General features: G+C 67.7%; 10 protein-coding genes. 8 read left to right on the forward strand and 2 right to left on the reverse strand.

Annotation, left to right across the window (positions count from 1 at the left end):
* The first annotated feature begins 24 nt into the window (after positions 1–24).
* The 4 genes from ACWCPQ_RS08425 to ACWCPQ_RS08440 all read left to right on the forward strand — a co-directional run bounded on the left by ACWCPQ_RS08425 (position 25) and on the right by ACWCPQ_RS08440 (position 2,420).
* Entirely contained in the window at positions 25–528 is a 504-nt protein-coding gene (locus tag ACWCPQ_RS08425; protein ID WP_449896196.1) for a Chromate resistance protein ChrB, read from the forward strand.
* Positions 525–956, forward strand: a complete 432-nt coding sequence (locus tag ACWCPQ_RS08430) for a chromate resistance protein ChrB domain-containing protein (RefSeq protein WP_449896198.1) — start codon at positions 525–527, stop codon at positions 954–956. Before ACWCPQ_RS08425 ends, ACWCPQ_RS08430 begins: the two co-directional genes overlap by 4 nt.
* A 76-nt stretch (positions 957–1,032) precedes the next feature.
* Entirely contained in the window at positions 1,033–1,656 is a 624-nt protein-coding gene (locus ACWCPQ_RS08435) for an ABC transporter ATP-binding protein (protein ID WP_449896200.1), read from the forward strand.
* 8 nt (positions 1,657–1,664) lie between these two features.
* A complete protein-coding gene (locus ACWCPQ_RS08440) occupies positions 1,665–2,420 on the forward strand; it encodes an ABC transporter permease (RefSeq protein WP_449896202.1) in 756 nt (251 codons plus the stop codon).
* Between the two features lie 155 nt (positions 2,421–2,575).
* On the opposite strand, the gene ACWCPQ_RS08445 is transcribed toward ACWCPQ_RS08440, so the two are convergent.
* Positions 2,576–3,214: a hypothetical protein gene (locus tag ACWCPQ_RS08445; protein ID WP_449896204.1), complete on the reverse strand. Its 639-nt coding sequence runs from the start codon at positions 3,212–3,214 to the stop codon at positions 2,576–2,578.
* Between the two features lie 14 nt (positions 3,215–3,228).
* Here ACWCPQ_RS08445 and add point away from each other — a divergent pair, with 14 nt between their 5' ends.
* The gene (gene add / locus ACWCPQ_RS08450) at positions 3,229–4,671 is read left to right on the forward strand and encodes an adenosine deaminase (RefSeq protein ID WP_449896205.1); all 1,443 of its coding nucleotides are present in this window, start codon (positions 3,229–3,231) and stop codon (positions 4,669–4,671) included.
* 152 nt (positions 4,672–4,823) lie between these two features.
* Here the strand turns inward: add and ACWCPQ_RS08455 are convergent, their stop codons facing one another.
* Entirely contained in the window at positions 4,824–4,994 is a 171-nt protein-coding gene (locus ACWCPQ_RS08455) for a hypothetical protein (protein ID WP_449896207.1), read from the reverse strand.
* Positions 4,995–5,071: 77 nt separating this feature from the next.
* On the opposite strand from ACWCPQ_RS08455, the gene ACWCPQ_RS08460 reads away from it, so the two are divergent.
* The 3 genes from ACWCPQ_RS08460 to ACWCPQ_RS08470 all read left to right on the forward strand — a co-directional run bounded on the left by ACWCPQ_RS08460 (position 5,072) and on the right by ACWCPQ_RS08470 (position 6,292).
* Positions 5,072–5,356, forward strand: coding sequence for a hypothetical protein (locus ACWCPQ_RS08460; protein WP_449896209.1), 285 nt, complete (start codon positions 5,072–5,074; stop codon positions 5,354–5,356).
* A 120-nt stretch (positions 5,357–5,476) separates the two neighbouring features.
* Entirely contained in the window at positions 5,477–5,917 is a 441-nt protein-coding gene (locus tag ACWCPQ_RS08465; RefSeq protein ID WP_449896211.1) for an ISL3 family transposase, read from the forward strand.
* 174 nt (positions 5,918–6,091) lie between these two features.
* Positions 6,092–6,292 (forward strand): hypothetical protein, encoded by a 201-nt coding sequence (locus tag ACWCPQ_RS08470; protein ID WP_449896213.1) that lies wholly within the window; start codon positions 6,092–6,094, stop codon positions 6,290–6,292.
* The last annotated feature ends 112 nt before the right edge of the window (positions 6,293–6,404 follow it).

The raw sequence follows: 6,404 nt of genomic DNA on the forward strand, positions 1-6,404 counted from the left end.
GGTCGATGAAACCGGGGTCCGCGGATGAGCGGCGCGAAACCCACCCGCGCAAGCGGGCCGAGGCAGTGGGTGCTGCTGTCCTACCGAATGCCACGCGAACCGTCCACAGCCCGGATCACCGTGTGGCGCAAACTCAAACGCCTCGGCGTAGCCACCCTTGGTGACGGGGTCGTGGGGCTGCCGGCCGATGCCCGTACCCGCGAGCAACTGGACTGGCTCGCCGAGGAAATCGTCGAAAGCGGCGGGGAGGCGATGGTGTGGCTGGCCCAGCCCGCCGCCCTCGGCCAGGAACGCCGCCTGGCCCAGTCGATGGCCGATGCCCGCGCGGGCGAATACACCGCGGTGATCGCCGAGGTTAGGCAGGCCGCCACTCTGCCCGAGGCCGAACGGTTGCGGGCGCTGCGCCGGCTGCGCGGTGAACTGCGCCGTATCCAGCGCAGAGACTACTTCCCGCCCCCTGAACGCACCGCCGCGGTCCGGGCGGTGCAGGCCTTGCATCCCGACAACGTTTCCGAGGAGTCCGCATGAAATGGGCCACCCGCGCCGGTATCCACATCGACCGCGCCGCCTGCGCCTGGCTGATCCGCCGCGACATAGACCCCGACGCCGAATTCGTGTTCGTCAACGACCCGACCGAGGTACCCGCTGACGCGACGCCGTTCGATATGCGTGGGGTCGAGCTCGGCCACCACGGTGGGGACTGCAGCTTCGAAACCATTCTGCGACGCTACGAACTCACCGATCCGGTGTTGTGGCGGCTGGCCGAGATCGTGCACGAAGCCGATCTCGACGACGAACGCTACGACGCCCCCGAAGCCCCTGGCCTCGACGTCGTGCTGCGCGGGCTGTCGCTGGCCGGCGATGACACCCGCACCCTGGCCGTGGCCGGACCGATCTTCGACGGCCTCTACGACTACTACGACCGTGAAACCCTTCTCGGCCGCGCGCCGGCCTGACCACCCCAGCACCGAACCCGTACCACGAGGCGCGGCGGGTGGTCCTCGGCCGGGCACGGGGTTCGAGATCGACAAGGTGTCCCTGCGCCGCGGCGCGGTCACGATCCTCGACCGGCTCACTGCCGACATCGCGGCGGGGGCCTGCACCATCGTCATCGGCCCGAGCGGCGCGGGGAAATCCAGCCTGCTGCGGCTGCTGAACCGCCTCGACGAACCCGATACCGGCCACATCACCTTCAACGGGATCGCGCTCAGCGACCATGATGTGCTCGACTTACGCCGCCGGGTGCAGCTGGTATCCCAGCACCCCACCCTACTGACCGACACCGTGCTCGGCGACCTACGGTGCGCGCAACCCGACCTGGCCCGGACCGACGCCACAGTCCTACTCGAGCAGGTGGGCTTTGCGGCCCGGTTCTGCGATCGAGCCACGGTCGGGCTCTCCGGCGGGGAAGCCGCCCGCGTGTGCCTGGCCCGTGCCCTGGCGATGGATCCGCAGGTGCTGCTGCTGGACGAGCCCACTGCCGCCCTAGATCCGACCACCGCACACGCGATCGAACACACCCTGAACGAGTTCACCACCCGCGGTGACACGGTGGTGCTGGTCAGCCACAACCCCGCACAGATCCGCCGCCTAGCGGACCAGGTGATCACCCTCGACCACGGCCGTATCCACTCCGAATCCGGTGAGCACCCGTGAATACGGCAATGACGTGGTGGCAGGTGGCGGCCTCGATCCCATTGGTAGCCGTCGCCGTCGGTGTTGCGGCGTCTCAGCGGCTGGGCCTGACGCGCGACCTGCTGACCGCAGCGATCCGCGCCGCCGTGCAGCTGGCGGTGGTTGGGGTGGCGTTGCTGCTGCTGTTCACCCACGCCGCCACCGCCGGAGTCATCGGCTGGGTGATGGTGATGCTGCTCATCGCCGGGCAGGTCGCCGGGAGCCGCGGCCGCGCCGTACCCCACGCGCGGACCTTGGCCACCGCCGCGATCACCGCGGGATCACTGCCCACCCTGGCTGCTTTGACAGTGTTCGAGATCCTGCCCGTACGGGCCGCGGTGATCATCCCGGTCTCGGGCATGATCGTGGCCACCGCCATGCAGGCCACCGGCCTGACCATGTTGCGCGTGGGCGAGGACATCCGCGACGCCCGCCCCGCGATCGAAGCCCGCCTCGCGCTGGCCATGCCCACTACCACCGCGTTCGCCCCGCACCGCCGCTCCGCTGTCCGGACCGCGCTGCTGCCCGCCATCGACTCGACGAAAGTCGTGGGCCTGGTCAGCCTCCCGGGTGCGATGACCGGTCTGATCATCGCCGGCGTGGACCCGTTGACCGCCGTCCGCTACCAGATCGTCGTCATGTACATGCTGCTCACCGCCGCGACTCTCGCCGCCACCACCGCAGCGCACTTCTCTCAGCGCGCACTGTTCGACACCACCACCCACCAGCTCCGCTTCCCGAAGTAGGCCAGGCGCAACAAATCTGCCCGGCCTGACGGAACAACAGCCGCAGTTCAGCACCAGCAGATACGAGGGCCACTACTAACGCCCAATGCCGCCTACCCGCGCACCCACGTCGTATCCGCGGCCCAGCACGCTGACATTCCTGCGCCGACTCGCACCTAGGAATGGCGCAGGCTTTCAAAAGTGGCTACTTGCCAGTTGGCGAACACGCGCTCGTAGTCGGCGAGGGCGAGCTCGACCGCGGTGATCGCGTCGTGCTGGTTCGCTTTGGGTGATACATGCCATGGGTGCTCGTATTTCGACCAGTAGTCGCGGCAGCCCGCGATCCGCCATGTCCCGCCCGAAGTGGTCTCGAACTCCGAAAGGTCGAGCTGCCACACTTGATTCGGTCCGGTCGACTCGTCGGCGAACGCAGCTCTGCGGCGCGCAGCCGACGCGCGGCGTTCCCGCTTATAAGCAGCCGGCAGCAGCAGCCCTTCGTCGCGCAGCGGCCGCAGGACGGTCGCCTGCGATACCTGGTGGCCGTCGCGGCGGCACATCGCCCACACCGTGCGATGGCCCCACGCCGGGTGCGCCAGCGCATGCCGCCCGGCGGCCCCACACACCGCCTCCCGCGCAGGTCGCGGCCGCGGCCCCTTGACCGGCGCGCCGGAACGGACGCGGGCCTGCCGGCGACGCCAGGTCCGCTCGGGCATGCCGATCACCTGGCAAAACCTCGCGGTCGGCATGCCCGCGGACGCACAGATCACCTCGAGGTCCTCGAAGGGCCCAACCGGCCCTCCGTGGATTTCTTCCACACCCGCGCCTCCACATGCGCCTCACCGGGGGCCTGGGTCAACTCGGCCACCTCGGCCTCGAGCTGCTGCTCCCGCGTCGAAGGGGCCCGGACTCACCGGCTACCGGCCCGGCCCGACTCGAGGAACTGCCGCTTCCAGTTCCCCACCGACTGTTCGGACCCTTCGCCGAACCGGAAGCCGGCATTCCGTTAGAGTTCCGGACGAGGTCGGCAGGCTGTGGTGGAAGTGCAGAGGGTGGCGTTGTGCTGGTCCGGTCGTACGAGATCACGCAAGCTGTTCTCCGAGCCGGCCAAGACATGAGCAGTTGGTTCGTGAGATTGGAAGGGGCCGATGTCGGCCACGGCATCAGACCCTTCGCCCGGAAACTCGAGAAGACGTCCGCGGAATTCTCCGACGCCGACAAAGGATTTCCTCATGGCTCCGGCGGCGGTTCCGATGGCGCGGCGCTGCCGGGTCCCGGATCCGCCGACCCGTATCCGAAGATCGAACTGCATGTCCATCTCGAAGGCACGATCCGGCCGCAGAAGTTGCTGGACATGGCCCGGCGCAACGGTGTGGCACTGCCCGCGGACAATGTCGAGGCGCTGTCGGCGCTGTATCGGTACCGTGACTTCGGCCACTTCCTGGAGATGTGGCGCACTACTACCGGCACGATGCGCACCGAAGACGATTTCCGCCGGGCCGTCCTCGATTACGCCCTGGATGCGAAAACGCACGGCGTGCAGTACATCGAAACAACCTTTTCCCCCATCAATCGCAACAAATGGGACGGTATCCCCTATCCGGCGATGTTCGACGGTGTCACCGACGGCATCACCGCGGCGGCCGAACACTACGGCGTCACGGTGCGTGCCATGCCCAGCCTGATCTGGGGAGTCGACCGCGACCTCGCCGAAGAATGCGCGCGATGGGCTGTGCGCTACCGGGACCGGGGCATTGTCGGCCTGGACGCCGGCGGCGACGAATTAGCGCGCGGCGACGTCTCGGAATTCGACCGGGCGGTGGCCATCGCCCGGGAGGGTGGGCTGGGGATCGTGCCGCACGCGGGAGAAGCCGGAGGTGTGCACGCTATCCGAGATGTCCTGCGCTGGAACCCCGACGGGCTACAGCACGGGATCGCCGCGGCGGGCGATCCCGCCCTCATGGCCGAGCTCGTGGATCGAGGAACCGTACTTCGCGTGACCCCGACCTCCAACGTCGCCACCCGTGTCGTGGCCGATATCTCGGAACACCCTCTCCCCCGGCTGCGGGAGGCGGGCGTTCGATGCAGTATCGGCACCGACGACCCGGCTCTGTTCGGTACCACGCTCGGTCAGGAATACGAGCTGGCCGAGCGGCTCGGTATCAGCCCCGCCTCGGCCTATCGGGCCGGCGTCGACGGGTCTCTGTGCGACGACGCCGTGCGCCAGCAACTGCGCGAAATCGGCGACAGCGCCTTCGGATCTCCATCCGGCTGACCGCACACGAATTACAGCCCCGGATCCCACACCGGTCACAACACCGGGCAGGCCGAGCCGAGGTTCAGCCCGGAGCCGACCTCCACTTCGAGTGACTGTTCACCGGCGATGTTCACGGCGTACAGCGTGTGCATGCCGGGAACCTCCGGGGTCTATTCCGCGGTCGCGGTGCCGGACTTCCCGACAAGAATCGCGCCGGGCTGATCGAACGAACCCTTCTGACTGTCGTAGAAACTCACGTACTCGCTCGGCTCCGCGGTGGCGGTCGCGAGGTAGGTGCAGTGGGTCCTGTAGGGCGCCGCGGCACTTCCTCCGCCGGTCACCGGCGCCAGGATGTCGTCTCACCCGGGATCTCCGACAGCCTCATCCGCACCGGTCTGACCGTGGCGGAGCGTCACCCGTGGTGCTCGAGGCGCCGTTTCTGTCCATCCTGCGCGCGGCGGCCGCCGTAGCCTGCTCATTCGGTGAATTTCTTCGACAGCATGCCCAGGCGGCTGCGCAACTGCCGGTCGTGGCTGTGTGGATCGATTCTCCTGCTGAGCAGATCCGGCAGCGGATGATCGCGCGTGGATCGGCCCGCGACGCTCCCAAGCTCGCGGACTGGCCCGCCTACCGCTCCGGTGTTCTCGACTCCGGCGTCCGCGGACTCGCCCACACCGTGTGCGATCTCGTGATCGAGAACTGACCACCGGCACCGATCAGGTGCTACGGCTGTAGCCACGGAGCAGCGGCAGCATCGAAGCCATGACCGGGTGGATCTCGCTGCTCTGCTGGGTCGTCGCGGTGATCGGCGGCGGCCGGACCTGTGCGGGAAACCTGCCGGACCCGAACCGTCGAGCCGTCACGCAAACCGCCCGCGGTCCGGCGCGCCACGGCCTGGATCATGACCCAGCCCGCCAACCTCGATCCCGACGAACAGCGCGACCTCGACGCCATCCTTGCCGCCAGCCCGGAATTGGCCGCCCTCGCCACCCACGTTCGCGCGTTCGCCGAGATCATGGGCCAACGCCGAGGCCGCGACCTCCAGCAATGGATGGCAACCGTGGATGCCGACGACCAGCCCGCGCTGCACTCGTTCGTGCGCGGCCTGCGCCGCGACCACGACGCCGTCACCGCCGGTCTCACCCTCCCCTGGAGCAGCGGCGCCGTCGAAGGCCAGGTCAACCGGATCAAGATGCTCGAGCGACAGATGCTCGGCCGAGCGAACACCGACCTGCTCCGAAAGCGAATCCTGCTGAGTAACTGATCATCTCAACGGCCGAGATCGCGAAATTTGTGCCAGATCCCAATATCCACGATCACAACTTCTCTGGCGGTGGATCGTGGGGGTCCTGCGTCATGGGAAATACTTGATGCGGCGCGCCGCTATCATGCGAGCAATTACATCTCGGAAACCCTCCGTAAATCGCCCACAGTCGGTATGCGCGAAGCGATTGCTCTGACGGTACTGGCCTCCGCACCGAACGTGGAAGCACTCGACGGGTTGATGATTCAGGTCGAGGATCATCTCGAGGGGACCGACGTCCGAGCGGCGACGCGGAAGGCCCTGACCGGACTCTCGAAGGCTCACACCGCTGAGGTCGAGCGAGTGTCCAGAGCTCTCGATGTTGAACTGATCTGAGGAGCGGGCGTGCTGCAAGGAAGATTCGGCCGGCTGTTGGCGATGGCGGGTATCACCAATTTGGTGGATGGTGGTGCTCGGATCTACCTTCCGCTGCTGGCCATCGCCTGGG

The organism is Nocardia sp. NPDC001965, assembly GCF_053594175.1.